At 73.6% G+C, this 21,933-nt stretch carries 16 protein-coding genes and 1 riboswitch; of the genes, 10 read left to right on the top strand and 6 right to left on the bottom strand.

Annotated elements, in window-relative coordinates:
* The 3 genes from ACZ597_RS20265 to ACZ597_RS20255 form a co-directional block, all read right to left on the bottom strand.
* Positions 1-699, bottom strand: a complete 699-nt coding sequence (locus ACZ597_RS20265) for a DUF7342 family protein (RefSeq protein ID WP_471331851.1) — start codon at positions 697-699, stop codon at positions 1-3.
* Entirely contained in the window at positions 696-2,312 is a 1,617-nt protein-coding gene (locus ACZ597_RS20260) for a sensor histidine kinase (protein WP_471331848.1), read from the bottom strand. The genes ACZ597_RS20265 and ACZ597_RS20260 overlap by 4 nt, the downstream gene beginning before the upstream one ends.
* Positions 2,313-2,494: 182 nt before the next feature.
* Positions 2,495-3,721, bottom strand: a complete 1,227-nt coding sequence (locus tag ACZ597_RS20255; protein WP_471331845.1) for a citrate synthase — start codon at positions 3,719-3,721, stop codon at positions 2,495-2,497.
* Positions 3,722-3,776: 55 nt separating this feature from the next.
* Here ACZ597_RS20255 and ACZ597_RS20250 point away from each other — a divergent pair, with 55 nt between their 5' ends.
* The gene (locus ACZ597_RS20250) at positions 3,777-4,943 is read left to right on the top strand and encodes a citrate synthase/methylcitrate synthase (protein WP_471331842.1); all 1,167 of its coding nucleotides are present in this window, start codon (positions 3,777-3,779) and stop codon (positions 4,941-4,943) included.
* A gap of 14 nt (positions 4,944-4,957) precedes the next feature.
* The gene (locus tag ACZ597_RS20245; protein WP_471331839.1) at positions 4,958-6,085 is read left to right on the top strand and encodes a CobW family GTP-binding protein; all 1,128 of its coding nucleotides are present in this window, start codon (positions 4,958-4,960) and stop codon (positions 6,083-6,085) included.
* A gap of 33 nt (positions 6,086-6,118) precedes the next feature.
* Here ACZ597_RS20245 and ACZ597_RS20240 read toward each other — a convergent pair whose 3' ends face one another.
* Positions 6,119-8,233, bottom strand: a complete 2,115-nt coding sequence (locus ACZ597_RS20240) for a restriction endonuclease (protein WP_471331836.1) — start codon at positions 8,231-8,233, stop codon at positions 6,119-6,121.
* A gap of 121 nt (positions 8,234-8,354) precedes the next feature.
* Entirely contained in the window at positions 8,355-10,811 is a 2,457-nt protein-coding gene (locus tag ACZ597_RS20235) for a DNA gyrase/topoisomerase IV subunit A (protein ID WP_471331834.1), read from the bottom strand.
* A 228-nt stretch (positions 10,812-11,039) separates the two neighbouring features.
* Here ACZ597_RS20235 and ACZ597_RS20230 point away from each other — a divergent pair, with 228 nt between their 5' ends.
* The 4 genes from ACZ597_RS20230 to ACZ597_RS20215 all read left to right on the top strand — a co-directional run bounded on the left by ACZ597_RS20230 (position 11,040) and on the right by ACZ597_RS20215 (position 15,807).
* The gene (locus tag ACZ597_RS20230; protein WP_471331831.1) at positions 11,040-12,392 is read left to right on the top strand and encodes a M16 family metallopeptidase; all 1,353 of its coding nucleotides are present in this window, start codon (positions 11,040-11,042) and stop codon (positions 12,390-12,392) included.
* Between the two features lie 20 nt (positions 12,393-12,412).
* On the top strand, positions 12,413-13,780 hold the full coding sequence (locus ACZ597_RS20225; protein WP_471332038.1) for a M16 family metallopeptidase: 1,368 nt from the start codon (positions 12,413-12,415) through the stop codon (positions 13,778-13,780).
* A 217-nt stretch (positions 13,781-13,997) separates the two neighbouring features.
* A riboswitch (cyclic di-AMP (ydaO/yuaA leader) is annotated at positions 13,998-14,157 on the top strand.
* Positions 14,158-14,169: 12 nt separating this feature from the next.
* Positions 14,170-14,973: a M23 family metallopeptidase gene (locus tag ACZ597_RS20220; RefSeq protein ID WP_471331828.1), complete on the top strand. Its 804-nt coding sequence runs from the start codon at positions 14,170-14,172 to the stop codon at positions 14,971-14,973.
* Positions 14,974-15,141: 168 nt separating this feature from the next.
* Positions 15,142-15,807 (top strand): GntR family transcriptional regulator, encoded by a 666-nt coding sequence (locus ACZ597_RS20215; protein ID WP_471331825.1) that lies wholly within the window; start codon positions 15,142-15,144, stop codon positions 15,805-15,807.
* Between the two features lie 228 nt (positions 15,808-16,035).
* Here ACZ597_RS20215 and ACZ597_RS20210 read toward each other — a convergent pair whose 3' ends face one another.
* Entirely contained in the window at positions 16,036-16,317 is a 282-nt protein-coding gene (locus ACZ597_RS20210) for an HPr family phosphocarrier protein (RefSeq protein ID WP_007267025.1), read from the bottom strand.
* A gap of 210 nt (positions 16,318-16,527) precedes the next feature.
* Between ACZ597_RS20210 and ACZ597_RS20205 the strand changes: the two genes are divergently transcribed.
* Genes ACZ597_RS20205 through ACZ597_RS20190 form a run of 4 tightly spaced genes read left to right on the top strand, consistent with a single transcriptional unit; the run spans position 16,528 to position 21,933 of the window.
* Positions 16,528-19,377 (top strand): bifunctional acetate--CoA ligase family protein/GNAT family N-acetyltransferase, encoded by a 2,850-nt coding sequence (locus ACZ597_RS20205; protein ID WP_471331821.1) that lies wholly within the window; start codon positions 16,528-16,530, stop codon positions 19,375-19,377.
* Positions 19,378-19,424: 47 nt separating this feature from the next.
* Positions 19,425-20,021, top strand: coding sequence for a DUF5998 family protein (locus ACZ597_RS20200; protein WP_471331818.1), 597 nt, complete (start codon positions 19,425-19,427; stop codon positions 20,019-20,021).
* The gene (locus ACZ597_RS20195) at positions 20,021-21,226 is read left to right on the top strand and encodes an alkaline phosphatase family protein (protein WP_471331815.1); all 1,206 of its coding nucleotides are present in this window, start codon (positions 20,021-20,023) and stop codon (positions 21,224-21,226) included. The genes ACZ597_RS20200 and ACZ597_RS20195 overlap by 1 nt, the downstream gene beginning before the upstream one ends.
* A 56-nt stretch (positions 21,227-21,282) precedes the next feature.
* Positions 21,283-21,933 carry a thymidine kinase gene (locus ACZ597_RS20190; protein WP_471331813.1) on the top strand — a complete coding sequence of 217 codons (651 nt, stop codon included), beginning with the start codon at positions 21,283-21,285 and terminating at the stop codon, positions 21,931-21,933.

The raw sequence follows: 21,933 nt of genomic DNA, 5'->3' as shown, positions 1-21,933 counted from the left end.
TCAGGGGGTTTCCGACGGGCGCCAGGCGTAGCGGTGTTCGGGGCGGCCGGTCTCGCCGTAGCGCAGGGCCAGTGTGACGCGGCCGGCCCGGTCCAGGAGCTTCAGGTAGCGCTGGGCGGTCTGCCGGCTGATGCCGGCGCGGTCGGCGATCTGCTGGGTGGACAGGGGGCCTTCGGCGGCGCGAAGGACCTGGCGGACCAGTTCCGCGGTGGTGGGGGAGTGCCCTTTGGGCAGCTCGTTCGGGGTGCCGGCTGCGGCGAGGGCGCCGAAGATCCGGTCCACCTCGGCCTGTTCGGCCTCGCCGCCGCCGGAGAGCGAGCGGCGCAGGGAGGCGTAGGCCTCCAGCTTGGTGCGCAGTCCGGCGAAGGTGAACGGCTTGACCAGGTACTGGAGGGCGCCGAGGCGCATGGCGGCCTGGACGGTGGCCAGGTCCCGGGCGGCCGTGACCATGATCACGTCGGTGTGGTGGCCGAGCTGGCGCAGGCGGCGCACCAGGTCGAGGCCGTTCTCGTCCGGGAGGTAGTGGTCGAGGAGGACCAGGTCCACCGGGCGGGCGGTGAGGAAGTCCAGGGCCTCGGCCGCCGAATGGACCTCGCCGCAGGCCCGGAAGCCGGGAACCTTCGCCACGTACGCCGCGTTGATCCTGGCAACACGCATGTCGTCGTCGACGACCAATACGTGGATCGGGGTCTCGTTCATCGCAGGGCCTCCGGGAGCACGACGGAGAACTCCGCCCCTCCGTCCTCTGCCGCCCCGGCCCGGGCGCTGCCGCCCTGCCGCTCCGCGAGGCGGCGTACGAGGGCCAGGCCCAGCCCGCGCTCGCGGTGGGCCGCGGGCTGCTTGGTCGACCAGCCCTCGGTGAAGATCTCCTCGTGCCGGCCGGAGGGGATCCCGGGACCGCTGTCGCGCACCCGCAGCACGGCGGTGCGCCCCTGCGCGCGGATGTCGACTTCGACGAGGGGAGCGGCCGAGCCGGCCGCCGCGTCCAGGGCGTTGTCCACGAGGTTGCCGAGGATCGTGACGAGCCCGCCCGGGTCCACCAGGCGGTCGGGGAGGAGGGCGGCCGGGGCGAGGCGCAGCGCGACGCCGCGCTCGGCGGCGACGGTGGCCTTGCCCACCAGCAGGGCCGCGAGCAGGGGGTCGTGGACCTTCTCGGTGACCTGCTCGGCCGTGGTGCGGTGGACTCCGACGACCTCGTTGACGAAGTCGACGGCTTCCTCGTGCAGGCCCAGTTCGAGCAGGCCGAGGAGGGTGTGGAGGCGGTTCGCGTGCTCGTGGTCCTGCGCGCGCAGGGCGTCGATCAGGCCCTTGGTGGAGTCCAGCTCGCGGCCCAGGCGCTCCACCTCGGTGCGGTCGCGCAGGGTGGCGACGGCTCCGCCGTCGGCGGTCGGCATCCGGTTGGCGACCAGGACCCGCGGGCCCTGGACGGTGAGCAGGTCCCGGCCGGTGACCCGCCCGGTCAGGACGTCGCTGGTGCGGCCAGTGCCGAGGACCTCGTCCAGCGGCCGGCCGGCGAGGGTGCCCGCGCTGTCCGGGGGGAGGCCCAGCAGCCGGGCGGCCTCGTCGTTGACGAGCCGCACCCGGTCGTCCGGGTCGAGGGCGATCACGCCCTCGCGGATGGAGTGCAGCATGGCCTCGCGCTCCGCCAGGAGGCCCGCGATATCGGAGAAGGCCAGGTCGCGGGTCTGCCGCTGGATCCGGCGGGAGAGCAGGCAGGCGGCCAGCGCGCCGGCCGCCAGGGCGCCGCCCGCGTAGGCGAGCAGTCCGGGGATGGCGCCGAGCAGCCGGTCGCGGACGCTGTCGTAGGCGATGCCTACGGAGACGGCGCCGACGACTTCGCCGTCGGCGGCGACCAGGGGGACCTTGCCGCGGGCGGAGCGCCCCAGGGTGCCCTCGTCGATCTCCATCACCTCGTGGCCGGCGAGCGCGTCGCTGGGGTCGGTGGAGACCGGCCGTCCGATCCGGTCGGCGCTGGGGTGGGAGCGGCGGATGCCGTGCAGGTCGAGGACCACCACGTACTCGGCGCCGGTCGCCCTGCGGATCCGCTCGGCAGCGGACTGCACGGGGCTGTCCTCCGTCGGTTCCGACCGCAGGAGGTCGGCGGCCAGGGAGGGGTCCGCGGCCGCGCTCTGGGCGATGGCCAGGGCCCGTCGCATGGCCTGGTCGTCCAGCTGGCCGCTCAGGGGGGCCAGGAAGAGCCCGGTCGCGAGGACGGCGACCCCGGCCGCGATGGCCAGCTGGGTCAGCAGGATCTGCGAGACGGCCCGTCTGGGCAGCCCGAGGCGCCGAGCGCCCGTGGGGAGGAACCGCATGACTAGCACCGTAGGTCGGCGGGGGCGGAAGCGGAATTCCCCCGTCTATGAGAAGCCCCACCCGGAGGGGGCCGCCGCCCCGCCCCGCCCCGCCCGGGCGGGGCGGGGCGGGGCGCCGGTCAGGGAAGCGGGCGGGGCGGGGCGCCGGTCAGGGAAGCGGGCGGGGAGGGGCGGGGCGCCGGTCAGGGAAGCGGGCGGGGAGGGCGCGGGCCGGTGTAGTGCCCGCTCGGGCGCATGCGCAGGGGGCGCTCCTGGTACTCCTCCAGCGCGTGGGCGATCCAGCCCGCCGTCCGGGCGACCGCGAACACCGTCTCGCCGGCCTCGGCGGTCATCCCGCAGGACACCGTCAGCACCGCCAGCGCCAGGTCCACGTTGGCGTGCAGCCCGTGCCGGGCCATCACCGCCGCCACGTCCCGTGCCGCGCCGAGCGCCGGAGCGGCCTGCGGGAGCCCCTCCAGGTGCGCGAACAGCGCACCCGCCCTCGGGTCCTCGCCCCGGTACAGCCGGTGGCCGAGCCCGGGCACCCGGCGCCCCGCGCGCAGGTGCTCCGCCACCACGGGCGCGGCGCCGCCCCGCTCCAGGACCTCCGCCAGCATCCGGTGCGCGAGCCGTCCGGCCGCCCCGTGCAGGGGGCCCTCCAGCGCGCCGAGCCCGGCCGAGACCGCCGCGTACGGGTGGGCCCGCGCCGAGGCGGCCACCCGAACGGCGAGGGTGGAGGCGGCCAGGTCGTGGTCGACCAGCAGGGCCAGCGCCAGGTCCAGGGCGTCGACGGCCACCGGGTCGGGATCGTGCCCGGTCAGGCGGGACCACAGCGCCCGGGCGAGCCGCCCGTCGCCTTCGGGCGCGGGGGCCGGGTCCGCCTCGGGCAGGGCGCCGACCAGGGTCGGGATCAGGCAGCGCGCGGAGCCGAGTACCGCCTCCTCGGACAGGTCGAAGCGCAGCGGGTCCACCACCGCCGCGGCGGCGACCGCGACCCGCAGCCGGTCGAGGGGCCCGCTGTGCTCGGGCAGTGCGGCCACCGCCCGCCGGGCGGCGGCGAGAGCCTCCGGGGGAGCGGCGAACCGGGCCCCGTGCGGCAGGCTCCCCGTCCAGAGCCACTCGGCGACCTCCTCGTAGGGGTACCGGGAAGCCAGTTCGACGGCGTCGACGCCGCGGAAGAAGTATCGGTCGGCCTCGATGAGGGTGAGCGAGGTGCGTACGGAGAGCTCCCCGGCGGGCGCCGCGGCCTCCCGCCGGCTGCGCCGTGCCAGGGCCTCCACCTCCCGTGCGTCGAAGGTGCTGCCCCGCCCGACCGCGTCGCGGCGGCTGCCGAGCTGGCCCCGGCTGACGTAGGCGTACACGGTCGCGGGCTTCACCCCGAGGAGCCGCGCGGCCTCCTGGGTGGTGAGCCGCCTCTCTTCTTCGCTCATGACACACAGGGTACATATGTTGATCAGATCAATATTGACATCGATTCAATCAAGGATGGATGGTGAATCCATGAACACCACCGTCGAAGTACCCCGCGGTCTCGCGGGAGTCGTGGTCACCGAAACCCAGCTCGGTGACGTCCGGGGCCGCGAGGGCTTCTACCACTACCGCCAGTACTCGGCCGTCGACCTCGCCGCGAGCCGCACGTTCGAGGACGTCTGGCACCTGATGTTCCGCGGCACCCTCCCCGCGGACGCCGCCGAGAGGGCCGCCTTCGCCGCCGAGACCGCCCCGCTGCGGCACCTGCCCGCCGAGGTCCGCGACGCCCTCCCCGCCCTCGCCGGAGCCACCGCCCTCTCGGGTCCCCTCGCCGGGCTGCGCACCGCGCTCTCGCTGCTCGGCGCCTGCTCCGGCTTCCGCCCGGTGTACGACCTCGACCCCGAACGCCGGGCCGCGGACGCGCTCGCCGCCTGCGCCGCCGTACCCACCCTGCTCACCGCCCTGCACCGGCTGGGCCGGGGCCTGGAGCCGGTCGAGCCGCGCGACGACCTGCCGTACGCCGCCAACTACCTGTGGATGCTGACCGGCGAGGAGCCCGACCCCGTCAAGGCCCGCGCCGTCGAGCGGTACCTGATCTCCACCGTCGACCACGGCTTCAACGCCTCCACCTTCACCGCCCGTGTCATCGCCTCCACCGGCGCCGACGTCGCGGCCTGCCTCACCGGGGCGATCGGCGCGCTCTCCGGCCCCCTGCACGGCGGGGCACCCAGCCGGGCCCTGGACACCCTGGACGCCATCGGCACGGTGGAGCGGATCGGGCCGTGGATCCGGGAGCGGGTCCTGGCCGGGGACCGGATCATGGGCTTCGGGCACCCCGTCTACCGCACCGAGGACCCGCGTTCGAGGATGCTGCGGGACATCGCCCGGCAGTTCGGCGGGCCGCTCGTGGACTTCGCCGTCGAGGTCGAACGGCAGGTGGAGGAGATCCTCGCCGAGCTGAAGCCGGGCCGCGAGCTGCACACGAACGTGGAGTTCTACGCGGGCGTGGTCATGGAGCTGTGCGGGCTGCCGCGCGAGATGTTCACCCCGACCTTCTGTGCGGCCAGGGTGGTGGGCTGGAGCGCGAACGTCCTGGAGCAGGCCGCCGACTCGAAGATCATCCGCCCGGCCGCGCGCTACAGCGGCCCCACCCCGCCGCAGGCGGTGCCCGTCGCGGGCTGACTACGATCGTCCGGGTGAACAGCGTCCAGTCCATTCCCGTCGTGGTCCTCGCCGGATTCCTCGGCTCCGGCAAGACCACGCTCCTGAACCATCTCCTCGGCAACCGGGGCGGCACCCGGATCGGCGTCGTCGTCAACGACTTCGGCTCGATCGAGATCGACGCGATGTCGGTGGCCGGACAGGTCGGCGACTCGATGGTCTCCCTCGGCGGGGGCTGCCTGTGCTGCGCCGTCGACGGCAGCGAGCTGGACGCGTACCTGGACAGGCTCGCCGCCCCCGTCCACCGGATCGACGTGATCGTCATCGAGGCCAGCGGGCTCGCCGAGCCCCAGGAGATGGTCCGGATGCTGGTGGCCAACGAGAATCCCGCGATCCGCTACGGCGGTCTGGTACAGGTCGTCGACGCGGCGGAGTTCGACCGGACGCGGGCCGCGCACCCGGAGACCGACCGCCACCTGGCCGTCGCCGACCTGGTGGTGCTCAACAAGACCGACCGGGTCGACCCCGCCGAACGCGCCCGGATCGAGGGGGAGATCGCGGCGCTCTGCGCCCCGGGGACGCCTCTGGTGGGCGCGGACCACGGTCGGATCGACCCGGAACTGCTCTTCGACCGCCGGCCGTGGACCGAGACGCGGGGGCAGCTGTCGTTCGAGGACCTGATCGCGGAGGCCGCCGGCCACGACGGGCCCGCGGACCACGACGCACACGCGGACCACGCCCACGCCCGCTACGAGAGCGTCGAGTTCACCTCCGACCAGGCCCTGTCCCCGCGCCGCTTCATCGACTTCCTCGACCGGCGCCCGGCCGGCCTCTACCGGATCAAGGGGTTCGTCTGGTTCGGCGTGCCCGGCCACCAGGAACGGTACGAGGTCCACGCGGTCGGCCGCTTCCTGAGGTTCGGCCCCGGCCCCTGGGGGCGGGGCGAGCCCCGCCGCACGCAGCTCGTCCTGATCGGCTCCGGCACGGACGGGCCGGCCCTGCTGCGCGAGCTGGACGCCTGCCGCGAGGAGTTCCCCGAACGGACCCCGCCGGAGGGCATGTGGGGCGTCCTGCGGTACGTCGCGCCGGCGGACCGCGGGGACGACCCCTCGGCGGAGGGCGACGACACCCCGCCCGGGGAAGGGCCGCAGGGCCCGGCCTAGGCCGGGCCCTCCGGATCAGGCCGGAGCCCCGGCCTAGGCCACCTCGACGCCGAAGTCGCCCAGCAGGGCCTCCAGGCCGCCGCGGTAGCCCTTGCCGCCGACCACGAAGTCCCAGTCCCCGTTCGCCCGCCGCCGGAACGAGCCCAGCACCAGGGCCGTTTCGCCGGCGCGGCCGTCGGAGACCTCCAGACGGCCCAGCTCCCCGCCCGCCGCGTCCAGCAGCCGGATGCCGGCGTCGGTGAAGCCCGACAGGTCCGCGTCCGGGTTGACCTCCGGGTCCACGGCGGCCACCAGCACCAGCCGGTCGGCTTCCGGCGGCAGGGCGTCGAACGCCACCTCGACCGCCGCCTTGTCCGGGGCGGAGTGCGGGCGGGAGCGGACCGAGCCGTCGGGGGTGCGCGGGTTGTTGAAGAAGACGAAGTGGTCCTCGCTCAGCACCCGGCCGCCCGTGCAGACCAGCGCGCACACGTCGAGGGCCACCGACCCCGACCAGTACATGCCCAGCACGTTGTGGTCGGCGGGGGCGGGAGACGGATCGGCCAGGGTGGGTGTGGCGGCCGCAGCCGCCTCCCCGGAGGTCCGCTGGGCCGGCACGGGGCCGCCGCCCAGACGGCCCCGAAGCCCGTACCGGTGCAGCAGCTCGACCAGCTCGGCCCCGGGAACCAACTCCAGCGGCTTGCCGTTGGCAAAGGTGTACGACCCGGGCCCGAAGGACGACGTGGTGACCAGCACCCCCTTGTTCGCCCCCGCGTCCTGGACCGTGCCGTACAGGTCCCGTACCGCCGTCGGCGGCACGGTGTTGCGATAGCGCTTGACCTGCACGACGATCCGCCCGCCCCGGATCGGAGCCGGGTCCAGCGCCTCGACGTCCACGCCGCCGTCGCCCGACCGCTGCGTGGTCACCGCCTCCATGCCCATCGCCCGGAAGAGCTCCGCGACCAGGTTCTCGAAGGCGATCGGGTCCATCTGGAAGAGGTCGGGCTCGTCCTCGCCGCCAGCGGCGTGCCCGCCGTGGCTGACGACGTCCCCGCCGACCTCGTCCGGCCGGCGGCCCGCCCGAACCGCCGTCAGCTGGTCCGGGCGCGCCGACAACTGCCCCCGGAGCCCCTCGACCAGGCAGTCCACCGCGCTCACCTGCTCCAGCCGCAGCCCGGAGAAGGCTCCGCGCGCCGCCTGCACGGTCGCCAGCACGAGCTGCGCCTCACGGCCCGTCACCGGATCGTGGTCGTCCACGAACCCGTTGACGACCACCGAGTCCAGGGCGCCGAACTCGTCCGACGCGAACAGCTCGCGCAGCACCAGCAGCAGGCACTGGGCGAGCAGGTCCCGGTACAGCGCCCGGCGCTGCGTGGCCGGCCGCGCCGTCTCCCTGTCCTGGTCCGTGCTCGGCATGTACCGCACGGCCTTCACCTCCGGCACCACCTCGTACCGGGGCAGCTCCCAGTCCAGTACGAGCTGGCGCGCCGCGGGGTCGTACGCCGCCGACACCTGCCGGGGCAGCTCCCCGGGCCAGGCCGTGGAGGCGTACAGCGCCGCCGAGAAGTACTCGACCACCGCGTCCGGCTCGCCGGCGCGCAGGGAGTCGGCCAGATCGGTGAGGCCGCTGTTGTGCCGACGGATCCCGGCGAGCTGCTCCACCGCCCACTGGTCGTACTGCTGCCGGTACGCCGCCAGCTGTCGCAGCCGCTCCTGCTCGGCGGTGTGCGCGGCCTGCCAGGCCTGGGTGTACCGGTCGTGGGCCTCCCGCTCCGCCCGGCCGCGCGAGCCGAGGGCCCAGCCGCCGCCCTGCTGATGGAACTGCGCCAGCTGCGGCATGGGAACGGGATGCCCGAGGCCGCCGGGGTCGAACGGCTGGAGCTGCTCGGACCGCACCAGGGCGGCCATCCGGAACGCCGGCGCCCGGCAGCCCGAGGCCAGCAGTCCCTGGAGGGCCGCCACCTGCGCGTCGAGCTGCTCCGTAAGGCGCCGCGCCTCGGCCTCGCGGTGCTGTTTGTACGCCGCCTGCTGCTCGCGCCGGTCCCGGGCGGCCTCGCGCTCGTACGCCCGCTCCCGGCGCTCCGCCTCGCGCATCTGGATCACCTGCGTCTGCTGCTGCTGTCGCTGGGCCTCCGCCCAGACGCCGATCAAACCGCTGGACCGACGAGTCATCAGCTCTGTTCTCCCCCCACCCGCGTGTACCGGGAAAACAGTAGTGGGCGGGCGGGGCGGGCTGCCCGGAGAACGCATCCGTCCACCCGGCCCACCCGCTCCGCCCGCCCCTGTCAGACGGCTACAGCGCGGCTCCCGCCAGCGCCTCGACGGCGGCCGGCAGCGCGGCGCCCGAGCCGTCGCGGCGCGGGTCCGGGGCCGGCAGGGCGGCCGGGGAGCCGTTCTTCGCAGCCGCGCGGACCGGGGCGTTCCCCGCCCAGGCCAGCGTCAGCGTGTCCTCGCCCTTCAGGAACCGCTGGCAGCGCACGCCGCCGGTGGCCCGGCCCTTGCGCGGGTACTGGTCGAACGGGGTCAGCTTGCCGGAGCGCACCGAATCGTCCAGCGTGCCGTGGGAGCCGGCCACCGTGAACACCACGGCGTCCCGGGCCGGGTCCACCGCCGAGAAGTGGATCACCTTGGCGTTCTCGGCGAGCTTGATGCCCGCCATACCGCCCGCCGGGCGGCCCTGGGGGCGCACCTGGCCGGCCGGGTAGCGCAGCAGCTGGGCGTCGTCGGTGATGAAGACCAGGTCCTCCTCGCCCGTGCGGAGCTCGACCGCGCCGACGATCCGGTCGCCCTCCTTGAGGGTGATGACCTCCAGCTCGTCCTTGTTGGCCGGGTAGTCCGGCACGACCCGCTTGACCACGCCCTGCTCGGTGCCCAGGGCCAGGCCCTGCGAGGACTCGTCGAGCGAGAGCAGGCAGACCACCGTCTCGTCGGCCTCCAGGCCGGAGAGGAACTCCGAGACCGGGGCGCCGCCCGCCAGGTTCGGCGCGGCGGCCGTGTCCGGCAGCTGCGGCAGGTCGATCACCGCGAGCCGCAGCAGGCGGCCGTACGAGGTGACCGCGCCGACGTCGGCCCGGGCGGTCGCCGCGACCTGCGAGACGATCACGTCGTGCTTCGCGCGGCCGCCGCCCTCCTCCACGGGGAGCGGTTCGGCGTTCGCCGTACGGGCCAGCAGACCGGTGGAGGACAGCAGCACCCGGCACGGGTCGTCGGCGACCTCCAGCGGAACGGCCGCCACCGAGGTGCCCGCCGACTCCAGCAGGACGGTGCGGCGCGGGGTGGAGAACTTCTTGGCGACCGCGGCCAGTTCCGAGGAGACCAGCTTGCGCAGCTCCGAGTCGGACTCCAGGATCCCGGTCAGCTCGTCGATCTCGCCGGTGAGCCGGTCGCGCTCGGACTCCAGCTCGATCCGGTCGAAGCGGGTGAGGCGGCGCAGCGGGGTGTCCAGGATGTACTGGGTCTGGACCTCGCTCAGCGAGAAGCGCTCCATCAGGCGCTCCTTGGCCTGCGCGGAGTTGTCGCTGTCGCGGATGATCCGGATGACCTCGTCGATGTCGAGCAGGGCCACGAGCAGGCCCTCGACCAGGTGCAGCCGGTCGCGGCGCTTGCCCCGGCGGAACTCGCTGCGCCGGCGCACGACCTCGAAGCGGTGGTCGAGGTAGACCTCCAGCAGCTCCTTGAGGCCCAGCGTCAGCGGCTGCCCGTCGACCAGCGCGACGTTGTTGATGCCGAAGGACTCCTCCATCGGCGTCAGCTTGTACAGCTGTTCCAGGACGGCCTCGGGGTGGAAGCCGTTCTTGATCTCGATGACCAGGCGAAGGCCGTGCGAGCGGTCGGTGAGGTCCTTGACGTCGGCGATGCCCTGGAGCTTCTTCGAGCCGACCAGGTCCTTGATCTTCGCGATGACCTTCTCGGGACCCACCGTGAAGGGCAGTTCGGTGACGACCAGGCCCTTGCGGCGCGCGGTGACGTCCTCCACGGAGACCGTCGCGCGGATCTTGAAGGTGCCGCGGCCGTTCTCGTACGCGTCCTTGATCCCGGACAGGCCGACGATCCGGCCGCCGGTCGGCAGGTCGGGGCCCGGCACGAAGCGCATCAGCGCCTCCAGGTCCGCCTCCGGGTAGCGGATCAGGTGGCGGGCGGCCGCGATGACCTCGCCCAGGTTGTGCGGGGCCATGTTGGTGGCCATGCCGACGGCGATGCCGGAGGCGCCGTTGACGAGGAGGTTGGGGTAGGCCGCCGGCAGGGCGACGGGCTCGCGCTCCTGGCCGTCGTAGTTGGCGGTGAAGTCGACGGTGTCCTCGTCGATCGACTCCGTCATCAGCGACGTGGCGTCGGCCATCCGGCACTCGGTGTAGCGCATCGCGGCCGGCGGGTCGTCGTTGCCGAGCGAGCCGAAGTTGCCGTGGCCGTCGACCAGCGGCAGCCGCATCGAGAAGGGCTGGGCCATGCGCACGAGGGCGTCGTAGATCGACGCGTCGCCGTGCGGGTGCAGCTTGCCCATGACCTCGCCGACGACACGGGCGCACTTGACGTACCCCCGGTCGGGCCGCAGGCCCATCTCGTTCATCTGGTAGACGATGCGCCGGTGCACCGGCTTCATGCCGTCGCGGGCGTCGGGCAGGGCGCGGGAGTAGATCACCGAGTACGCGTACTCGAGGAAGGAGCCCTGCATTTCGTCGACGACGTCGATGTCGAGGATCTTCTCCTCGAAATCCTCCGGCGGCGGGGTCTTCGTGCTGCGGCGGGCCATCGCTGCGCGGCTCCTTAACCAAGGTTCGGGATGTACTGGGGCGGATCTGGCGTGGTTGACGCGGACCATTGTGGCCCGAGGCACCGACAACGCGGACTCCGACCCCGGGGGTCCCCCGTACGGAGTCGGGGGGAGTGACCCGGGAACTTATCCGGCCGTCGGTGCGCTTGCATACAGTGGCAGGTCTGACAGAAATCTCTGCATCGCGATCGAAGGGACCACATGCCCATGGGTCACACGGCCACAGCTCAGGCCGGCTCCGGCGGCCTGACAGCGACCGAGCACCGGCTGGCCAACGGCCTGCGCGTGGTGCTGTCCGAGGACCACCTCACTCCGGTCGCCGCCGTCTGCCTCTGGTACGACGTCGGCTCGCGCCACGAAGTCAAGGGGCGGACCGGTCTGGCTCACCTCTTCGAGCACCTGATGTTCCAGGGTTCGGCGAGCGTACCGGGCAACGGGCACTTCGAGCTCGTCCAGGGCGCCGGCGGCTCGCTGAACGGCACCACCAGCTTCGAGCGCACCAACTACTTCGAGACGATGCCGGCGCACCAGCTGGAGCTCGCCCTGTGGCTGGAGGCGGACCGCATGGGCTCGCTGCTGGCCGCCCTGGACGACGAGTCCATGGAGAACCAGCGCGACGTCGTCAAGAACGAGCGCCGCCAGCGGTACGACAACGTCCCCTACGGCACCGCGTTCGAGAAGCTGACCGCCCTCGCCTACCCGGAGGGCCACCCGTACCACCACACCCCGATCGGCTCGATGGCCGACCTGGACGCCGCCTCCCTGGAGGACGCGCGCAACTTCTTCCGTACGTACTACGCGCCCAACAACGCCGTGCTGTCGGTCGTGGGCGACATCGACCCGGAGCGGACCCTCGCCTGGATCGAGAAGTACTTCGGCTCCATCCCGGCGCACGACGGCAAGCAGCCGCCGCGCGACGGCTCGCTCCCCGAGATCATGGGCGCGCAGCTGCGCGAGGAGATCGTCGAGGAGGTCCCGGCGCGCGCGCTGATGGCCGCCTACCGCCTGCCGCACGACGGCACCCGCGAGTGCGACGCCGCCGACGTGGCACTGACCGTGCTGGGCGGCGGCGAGTCCTCCCGCCTGCACAACCGCCTGGTCCGCCGTGACCAGACGGCCGTGGCGGCCGGGTTCGGCATGCTGCGCCTGGCGGGCGCGCCCTCGCTGGGCTGGCTGGACGTCAAGACCTCCAGCGGCGTCGAGGTGCCCGCCATCGAGGCGGCCGTCGACGAGGAGCTCGCGCGGTTCGCCGCGGAGGGTCCGACGGCCGAGGAGATGGAGCGCGCGCAGGCGCAGCTGGAGCGCGAGTGGCTGGACCGGCTCGGCACCGTGGCCGGCCGCGCCGACGAACTGTGCCGCTTCGCGGTGCTGTTCGGCGACCCGCAGCTCGCCCTGACCGCCGTCCAGCGGGTCCTGGACGTCACCGCCGAGGAGGTGCAGGCCGTGGCCGCCGCCCGGCTGCGCCCCGACAACCGCGCGGTACTGGTCTACGAGCCGCTGGCCGGCGCCGAGGCCCACGAGACCGAGCAGCACGACGAGAACGAGGGGGCGGAGCAGTGAGCGACACCGCAGCCGTCACGATGACCTTCCACCCGCGGCCGCAGGCCGGCGAGGCGAAGCCGTGGGCCTTCCCGGCCCCGGAGCGCTCCACGCTCCCCAACGGCCTGACCCTGCTGCGCTGCCACCGCCCCGGCCAGCAGGTGGTGGCGGTCGAGGTCAACCTCGCGGCCCCGCTGGACGCCGAGCCGGAGGGCCTCGACGGGGTGGCCACCATCATGGCCCGCGCCCTGTCGGAGGGCACCGACAAGCACTCCGCCGAGGAGTTCGCCGCCGAGCTGGAGCGCTGCGGTGCCACGCTCGACGCGCACGCCGACCACCCCGGCCTGCGGGTCTCCCTGGAGGTCCCGGCCTCCCGGCTGCCCAAGGCGCTCGCCCTGCTCGCCGAGGCCCTGAGCGCGCCCGCCTTCGCCGACAGCGAGGTCGACCGCCTGGTGCGCAACCGGCTCGACGAGATCCCGCACGAGCTGGCCAACCCGCAGCGCCGCGCCGCCAAGGAACTCTCCAAGGAGCTGTTCCCGGCGACGCTGCGCATGTCCCGCCCGCGCCAGGGCACCGAGGAGACGGTCGCGCGGATCGACTCCGGGGCCGTGCGCGCCTTCTACGAGGCCCACGTACGCCCCTCCACCGCCACCGCGGTGGTCGTCGGCGACCTGACCGGCATCGACCTGGACGCCCTGCTGGCGGACACCCTGGGCGCCTGGACCGGCAACACCGCCGCGCCCCGCCCCGTCCAGCCGGTGACGGCCGACGACACGGGCCGCGTGATCATCGTGGACCGGCCGGGAGCCGTCCAGACGCAGCTGCTGATCGGCCGGATCGGGCCGGACCGGCACGACATCGTCTGGGCCCCGCAGGTGCTCGGCACCTACTGCCTCGGCGGCACCCTCACCTCACGCCTGGACAAGGTGCTGCGCGAGGAGAAGGGCTACACCTACGGCGTGCGCGCCTTCGGGCAGGTGCTGCGCTCGACGGCCGACGGCAAGGGCGCCTCGATGCTCGCCATCAGCGGCTCGGTGGACACCCCCAACACGGGTCCGGCGCTGGAGGACCTGTGGAAGGTGCTGCGGACCCTCGCGGAGGGCGGACTGACCGACGCCGAGCGGGACGTGGCGGTGCAGAACCTGGTGGGCGTGGCCCCGCTGAAGTTCGAGACGGCCGCCTCGGTCGCAGGCACGCTCGCCGACCAGGTCGAGCAGGAGCTGCCGGACGACTACCAGGCGCGGCTGTACGCGCGGCTGGCCGAAACCGGTACGGCGGAGGCCACTTCGGCCGTCGTGAACGCCTTCCCGGTGGACCGACTGGTCACCGTCCTGGTGGGCGACGCGGCCCAGATCGAGGAGCCCGTACTGGCCCTCGGGATCGGTGAGGTCACCGTCGTCGCCAACTGAGCGGCGCGAGGCCCGAGACGGGCCGGAATCCGGCCCGTTTCCAGGGGGCTCCGGTGGAACATCCACCGGAGCCCCCTTTGTCCGTTTGGTGGCGTGGTTGCAGGTATGCGGTGTGGCGTACGCAACAAAAGCGCTCGTCTGTTTGGCGATTGACTGATGATCCGCCTAGCGTCGGCCGTGCTGTTCGTCAGTTCGTACCCGCCGCACCCGCGGCACCGGACAGCGATCGCCGAGTCCCCGTCAGGCGCGAGCCTGGGGAGCCGGGGACCCACATGCGTCCCTGGGGTGAATCGGACCCCCTCGCAAGAGGAGGCCCGTAGGAGACCTTCCTGCTCCGAACCCGTCAGCTAACCCGGTAGGCGAGAGGGAAGGAAAGGATCACCCCCTTCATGGCGTTTGGCAGTCGTGCCGCCGGTTCTGGTAAGCACCGTGGTTCCAGCCGTCTGAGCCGCAAGACCGCCGGCTACGCCGGCATCGCCGCCCTCGCCACCACGGGCGTGGTCGGCACCCTGGCCGCTCCGGCCTTCGCGGCGGACAACAGCAGCGCTCCGTCCATGGAGGACACCGGTCAGAACGCGATCGTCGTCGCCGACGGTCTGCAGGACGACATCGAGGTCCAGGCCGCGACCCAGCAGAGCGCCGCCGAGGCCGTCGCCGCGCAGGCGCAGGCCGAGTCCGAGGCGAAGACGCGGGCCGCCGAGGCCAAGCGCGCCGCCGAGGCCAAGGAGAAGGCCGAGCGCGAGGCCGCCGAGAAGGCCGCGAAGGAAGAGGCCCGCAAGCGCCTCAACACCTTCGTCGCCCCCATCGACGGCTCGTACGTCAGCACCTCGTACGGCGCGGGCGGCGGCATGTGGTCCTCCGGCAGCCACACGGGCATCGACTTCCACGCCGACTCCGGCACCTCCGTCCACGCCGTGGGCGCGGGCACCGTCGTCGAGGCCGGCTGGGGCGGCGCCTACGGCAACAACGTCGTCATCCGCCACAACGACGGCACCTACACCCAGTACGGGCACCTGGACTCGCTGAGCGTCTCCGCGGGCGAAACGGTTACCCCGGGCCAGCAGATCGGCCTGTCGGGCTCCACCGGCAACTCCAGCGGCCCGCACCTGCACTTCGAGGCCCGCACCGGCGCCACGTACGGCACGGACATCAACCCGCTGGCCTACCTGCGCAGCCACGGCGTGGGCATCTGACCCGCACCCGCACGGCGCTTCACCGAAGAAGGCCCCGGCTCTTTGAGCCGGGGCCTTCTTCGTATTTCTCATCGCATTTCCGCTCCCCGCTCGGAAATTTGTCGCGTGTTGCAATAGAGTCGCAGCACGGCCACGATAAACCGAACCGAAACCAGCGGAGGTCCGGCCTTGCGTATTCCGGCGCACGCGGTGTGCACAGCGATTCGCGACGACATCGTCTCCGGATTCTTCGGGCCGGGCGGCCGGCTGACCGAGGAGGTGCTCGCACGCCGCTACGGGGTCTCGCGCGTCCCGGTCCGCGAGGCGCTGCGGACCCTGGAGTCCGAGGGCTTCGTGACCACGCGGCGGCACGCGGGCGCCTGCGTGGCCGAGCCGACCGAGCAGGAGGCGGCCGACCTCCTGGAGCTGCGGATGCTGCTGGAGCCGCTCGCCGCCTCCCGCGCCGCCCGCCGGCGCACCGACGGCCACCTGAAGGTGCTGCGCGGACTGGTCAGGCTGGGCCGGGAGCGGGCCGGCCGGGCGCAGGGGGAGGACCTGCGCTCCCTGGGGGGCTGGTTCCACGAGACGCTGGCCCAGGCCTCGGGGAGCCCGGGGCTGATCGCCCTGCTGACCCAGACCCGGCACAAGATCGCCTGGATGTACGTGGTCGAGGCCCCCGCGCAGCCCGCGGAGTGCTGGGCCGAGCACGCCGCGATCGTGGACGCCGTCGCCCGCGGGGACGCGGAGCGGGCCAGGACCCTGACCGCGCAGCACGCGCAGCGGTCGGCGGCGGCGCACCGCCCGAGGGTGAGGAATCCGCAACCTGCCGTAAACACGGCGAGCGCTCCTGATTAACAAATCCCGTATACAACGGAGGGATATCCGGGTGCTCCCGTATGTCGGCGGAATTCGCGCGGCTTCCGGGTTCCCGCTTTTGTGCATCCACTTTTGTGCATCCGCTTTTGCGTGTCTGTGGCTCGATTCCGTCGCGCAGAATTCGCGGACTCCCCGAAGGGGAAACACGGAAGCCGCGGCCCCCGGGGTGGCGGGGACTGCGGCTTCCGGGCTACCGGACCCGAAGGGTCAGACGGTCTCGGGGAGCTCCTCGAGACCCTCGGCGACCAGCTTCGCGAGGCGGTCGAGCGCGGCGTCCGCGCCCTCGGCGTCGGAAGCCAGGACGATCTCCTCGCCGCCCTGGGCGCCGAGGCCCAGGACCGCCAGCATCGACGCGGCGTTGACGGGGTCGCCGCCGGCCTTCGCGATGGTCACCGGAACTCCGGAGGCGGTCGTCGCCCGGACGAAGATCGAGGCGGGACGAGCGTGCAGGCCCTCGGCCCAGCCGACGTTGACGCGGCGCTCTGCCATGGTGATGCCCTTCAGGTTCTACGGGTTGTCTAGACCAGTCTCTCACGCCGTCCGGAATGCTCGGACCGACCTTCGGCCCGCATCCACCGCCGTTCGACCCTCCCCAGCTTGCACCGGTTCGCCCCGGTCCGCCGTAATCGCCGCGCACTCGCCGAGCGGGCCGCCCACCGCACCCGCACACCTGGCCGGACCGCCCCTTAAGGTGGCCCCATGACCACCGCGTCGGACCCCTCGTACCCGGCCCACTGGGAAGCGGACGTCGTGCTGCGCGACGGCGGCACCGCCCGGATCCGCCCCATCACCACCGAGGACGCGGGCCGCCTGGTCAGCTTCTACGAACAGGTCTCGGACGAGTCGAAGTACTACCGCTTCTTCGCGCCCTACCCCCGCCTCTCGGACCGCGACGTCCGCCGCTTCACGCACCACGACTACGTCGACCGCGTCGGCCTCGCCGCGACCATCGGCGGGGAGTTCATCGGCACGGTGCGCTTCGACCGCATCGGCCCCGACGGACGGCCCGCCTCCGCCCCCGCCGACGAGGCCGAGGTCGCCTTCCTCGTCCAGGACGCCCACCAGGGCCGCGGAGTCGCCTCCGCCCTGCTGGAGCACATCGGCGCGGTGGCCCGGGAGCGCGGGATCCGCAGGTTCGCGGCCGAGGTGCTGCCCGCCAACACCAAGATGATCAAGGTGTTCACGGACGTCGGCTACCAGCAGAAGCGCAGCTTCGAGGACGGCTCCGTCCACCTCACCCTCGACCTCGAACCCACCGCCGAGTCCCTCGCCGTCCAGCGCGCCCGCGAACAGCGCGCGGAGGCCCGCTCCGTGCAGCGCCTCCTCGCCCCCGGCTCCGTCGCGGTGATCGGCGCCAGCCGCTCCGGCGCCGGCGTCGGCGCCACCGCCCTGCGCAACCTGCGCGACGGGGGATTCCGCGGACACCTCTACGCCGTCAACGAGGCCCGCGCCCCCGGCATGGAGGGCGACCTCCTCGAAGGCGTACGGGCCTACCGCGGCCTCGCCGACATCGGCGCCCCCGTCGACCTCGCCGTGATCGCCGTCCCCGCCGACCGCGTCCCGGACGCCGTGGCCGCCTGCGGCGAGCACGGGGTGCAGGGGCTGGTGGTCCTGTCCGCCGGATACGGCGAGAGCGGCCCGGCCGGACTCGCCCGCCAGCGCGAACTGGTACGGCAGGTCCGCTCGTACGGGATGCGCCTCATCGGGCCGAACGCCTTCGGGGTGATCAACACCGCGCCGGAGGTGGAGCTGAACGCCTGCCTCGCCCCGGCCCCCGCCTCCGCGCGCGGCCGGATCGGCCTGTTCACCCAGTCCGGTGCGATCGGCATCGCCCTGCTGTCCGCCCTGCTGCGCCGCGGCGAGGGACTGTCGTCCTTCGTGTCGGCCGGGAACCGGGCCGACGTCTCCGGCAACGACATCCTCCAGTACTGGTACGAGGACGAGGCCACCGACGTCGCCCTGATGTACCTGGAAACCCTCGGCAACCCGCGCAAGTTCACCCGCCTCGCCCGCCGCACGGCCGCCGCCAAGCCCGTGGTCGTCGCCCGGGGCGGCCGCCACACCCCGGCCGGACACGTCGTCCCCGGCACCCGGCTCCCCGAGGCCACCGTCTCCGAGCTGCTGCGCCAGGCCGGCGTCATCCGCGTCGACACCGTCACCGAGCTGGTCGACGTCGGCCTGCTGCTGGCCGGGCAGCCGCTGCCGGCCGGGCCCAGGGTGGCGATCCTCGGCAACTCGGAGTCCCTCGGCGTGCTCACCTACGACGCCTGCCTGACCGAGGGGCTGCGCCCGCTGCCCCCGCTGGACCTGACGACCGCCGCCGGCCCGGCCGACTTCCGCGCGGCCCTGACCGCCGCGCTCGCCTCCGACGACTGCGACGCCGTCGTCGTCACCGCCATCCCGTCCGTGAGCGACCGCGAGCTGGCCGACGACCTCGCGCAGGCGCTGCGGGAGGCCGTCGCCGGGGTCCCGGGCAAGCCCGTGGCCGTCGTGCACGTGGAACTCGGCGACCTCGTCGAAGCCCTGGCCGCCGCGGCCGGCGACACGCCCCCCACCGCGTCCCCGCCGCCCGCCGAGGCCCCTGCCGACGGCGCCGCGCCCGGCCTCGACGGCGCCGCGCCCGGCCTCGACGGCGCCGCGCCCGGCCTCGACGGCGCCGCGCCCGGCCTCGACGGCGCCGGCCGGATCCCCGCCTACCCGGCCGCCGAGCGCGCCGTGAAGGCCGTCGCCGAAGCCGTGCGGTACGCCCGGTGGCGCCGGGACAACACGGAGACCGGACAGGTCCCCGAGTACGAGGACATCGACGAGCCGGGCGCCGCCGCCCGGCTCGCCGCCCTGCTGGCCGGCGTCGAGGAGGACGCCGCGCTGACCCTGGACGAGGCCGACGCCCGCGAGCTGCTCGGCCGCTACGGGATCCGGGTGCTGCCCACCCTCCCCGCCCCCAGCCCCGACGCCGCCGTCCGCGCGGCCCGGGTGCTCGGCTACCCGGTCGCCCTCAAGACCACCGCTCCGCACCTGCGCCACCGCGCCGACCTGGGCGGCGTACGCCTCGACCTCACCACCGAGGCCGAGCTCAGGCGCTCGTACGAGGAGCTCACCGAGGCCCTCGGCAAGCCGGCCGAGCTGCAGCCGGTGGTGCAGACCATGGCCCCCCGCGGGGTCGACACCGTCGTCCGCGCCACCGTCGACCCCGCCGCCGGAGCCGTCCTCTCCTTCGGGCTCGCCGGGGTCCCTTCCGAACTGCTCGGCGACACCGCCCACGGCCTGGTCCCCGCCACCGACCGGGACACCGCCGCCCTGATCCGCTCCATCCGCGCCGCCCCGCTCCTCTTCGGCTGGCGCGGCAGCGACCCCGTCGACACCCCGGCCCTGGAGGAGCTGCTGCTGCGGCTGTCCCGGCTGGTGGACGACCACCCGGAAGTGACCGGGGTCTCGCTGGAGCCGGTCGTCGTCGCCACCGAAGGCCTCTCCGTGCTCAGCGCCACCGTCCGCGTGGCCCACCCGCCCGCCCGGACCGACGTCGGCCCCCGCACGCTGCCGAGCTACTGAGCGCACGGCAGGCAGGGGGAGGCCGTACGGGCCTTAGGATGGACCTCATGGCGAAATCCGGTACGACGACCCAGGGACTGCGCACGGCCATCGAGCGCAGCGGCTACTACCCGGCCCTCGTGGCCGAGGCGGTGGAGGCCGCGGTGGGCGGCGAGCCGATCTCGTCGTACCTGGTCCACCAGGAGACCACCTTCGACTCCAACGAGGTGCGCCGGCACGTCACCGTGCTGGTCCTGACCGGCAACCGGTTCATCGTCAGCCACACCGACGAGCAGGCCGCCGACGCCGGGTCGCCGTCCCCGTACGCGACCACCTCCACCGAGTCGGTCAAGCTCTCCAGCATCTCCTCCGTGGTGCTCAGCCGCGTCGTGGCCAACCCGGAGTCGTACACGCCCGGCCAGCTGCCCCGCGAGGTCGTCCTGACCATCGGCTGGGGCGCGGTCTCGCGCATCGACCTGGAGCCCGCCGCCTGCGGCGACCCCAACTGCGACTCCGACCACGGCTACACCGGCAACTCCACCGCGGACGACCTCAGCCTGCGCGTTAGCGAGGCCGGCGACGGCCCCGAGACGGTGCGCCAGGCGCTGGTCTTCGCGCAGGCACTCAGCGAGGCGACGGCGGCAACCTCCGGTCCCGCCCGCTGATGTCGTACTCCGTACCGTCGAACTGGCAGGACGAACCGGAGCTGCTGGACCTCGCGGGCGCCCCGGTCCCGCAGTACGGCTCCGGCTCGCTCGCCGACCTGCTGCCGACCCTCGCGGCCGGCCAGGGCGTACCCGGCCTCACCGCCGGGATCGCCGAGCTGGCCCCGGCCGACCGGAACTGCGTGTTCCTGGTCGACGGCATGGGCTGGGAGCAGATCAAGGCCCACCCGGACGAGGCCCCGTTCCTCACCTCCCTCCTCGCGAGCTCGCGCGGCGGCACCGGCCGGCCGATCACCTCCGGCTTCCCGGCGACCACCGCCACCTCCCTGGCCTCCGTCGGCACCGGCCTGCCGCCCGCCCGGCACGGCCTGCCCGGCTACGCCGTGCGCAACCCGGCCACCGGCGCGCTGATGAACCAGCTCCGCTGGCACCCGTGGACCCCGCCGAAGCCCTGGCAGCCGTACCCGACGGTCTTCCAGCTCGCGGACGCGGCCGGGGTGCACACCGCCCAGGTGTCCGCGCCGAACTTCCAGACCACCCCGCTCACCCAGATCGCGCTCAGCGGCGGCACCTTCCACGGCCGGATGACCGGCGAGGAGCGGATGGACCTCGCGGCGATCCAGCTCGCGGGCGGCGAGCGCTCGCTCGTGTACACGTACTTCAGCGAACTCGACGGAGCCGGACACCGGCACGGCGTGGACTCCGACGCCTGGCGCGGCCAGCTCATGTACGTCGACCGGCTCGTGCAGCGCCTCGCCGAACAGCTGCCGCCGCGCACAGCCCTGTACGTCACCTCCGACCACGGCATGGTCGACGTGCCCTTCGACGAGGACTCCCGGATCGACTTCGACGAGGACTGGGAGCTGGGCGCGGGCGTGGCCCTGCTGGGCGGCGAGGGCCGGGCCCGGCACGTCTACGCGGTGCCGGGGGCCGAGGCCGACGTACTGACCGTGTGGCGCGAGGTGCTCGGCGACCGGTTCTGGGTCGCGAGCCGCCAAGAGGCCCTGGAGCTGGGTTGGTTCGGGGCGCCGGGGGAGTGCGACGAGCGGGTCCTCGGGCGGATCGGCGACGTGATCGCCGCGGCCCAGGCCGACGTCGCGATCACCGCCTCCCGCAACGAGCCCAACGAGTCGGCGCTCACCGGGATGCACGGCTCCCTGACCGCGGCCGAGCAGCTGGTCCCGCTGCTCGAAATCCGCACCTGACCGCTCCCGCCCGCGTCCTCCCCTCCCACCCAGACCCGAAAGGTCCCGTACTTCCCATGCCCGAGCTGGTGTTCTTCTCCGGAACGATGGACTGCGGAAAGAGCACGCTGGCTCTGCAAATCACGCACAACCGCTCCGCGCGGGGCCTGGTCGGCGTGATCTTCACCCGCCAGGACCGGGCGGGCGAGGGGAAGCTGTCCTCGCGCCTGGGCCTGGTGACGGACGCCGTCGAGGTCACCGACGCCATGGACGTCTACGCGTACCTCGTGCGGGAGCTCTCGGCGGGCGGCAAGGCCGACTACGTGATCGTCGACGAGGCCCAGTTCCTCGCGCCCGAGCAGATCGACCAGCTGGCGCGCGTCGTGGACGACCTGCACATGGACGTCTTCGCCTTCGGCATCACCACCGACTTCCGCACCAAGCTCTTCCCGGGCTCGCAGCGGCTGATCGAGCTGGCCGACCGGATCGAGCAGCTCCAGGTCGAGGCCCTGTGCTGGTGCGGTGCCCGCGCCACGCACAACGCCCGTACGGTGGGCGGGCAGATGGTGGTCGAGGGCGCGCAGGTGGTGGTCGGCGACGTGAACCGCCCGGCGGAGGAGATCGGCTACGAGGTCCTGTGCCGCCGCCACCACCGCCGCCTGATGACCTCGGCCTCCGCCCACGCGGGCAGCCTCTCCCCGGACGTCCTCCCGGTCAACAACGCCTAG

This window comes from Streptomyces sp. NPDC040718 (assembly GCF_055593565.1).
The sequence above is the reverse complement of the archived record's forward strand: the minus strand, read 5'-3'. Positions and strand labels throughout refer to the sequence as shown.